The sequence below is a fragment of the Pseudomonas sp. PDM31 genome (assembly GCF_019218965.1).
Taxonomy (GTDB): Bacteria; Pseudomonadota; Gammaproteobacteria; order Pseudomonadales; family Pseudomonadaceae; genus Aquipseudomonas.
The window spans coordinates 1-441 of record NZ_JAHUWS010000036.1; the positions used below are offsets into that span (position 1 = coordinate 1).

General features: G+C 65.5%; 1 protein-coding gene. It reads left to right on the forward strand.

The window, feature by feature from the left end:
• A partial coding sequence (locus tag KW839_RS27335; RefSeq protein WP_218426047.1) for a 2Fe-2S iron-sulfur cluster-binding protein occupies positions 1 to 441 on the forward strand: 441 nt, incomplete at both ends.

Below are 441 nucleotides of genomic sequence, written 5' to 3' on the forward strand. Positions count from 1 at the left end.
TTCAAGTACCACCGCCCGCGCGGCATTCTTTCGGCCGGAGCCGAGGAGCCGAACGCGCTGCTCGACGTCTCGCGGGATGCCGCCCGGCGCCAGCCGAACGTGCGCGCCACGGTGCAGGAAGTCTTCGACGGCATGAAGGTGGAATCGCAGAACCGCTGGCCGTCGCTCGCCTTCGACATCGGCGGCCTCAACGATCTCATGTCGCCGTTCTTCGCCGCCGGCTTCTACTACAAGACCTTCATGTGGCCAAAGGCCGCCTGGCACGCGATCTACGAACCCTTCATCCGCCGTGCTGCCGGCCTCGGCGTTACGCCGACGGAAGCCGATCCGGATCACTATGCCAGCCGCTACGCGCATTGCGATGTGCTTGTCATCGGTGCGGGTGTTGCCGGTCTATCCGCAGCACTTGCCGCTGCCAAGGCCGGCGCCAAGGTGATCATC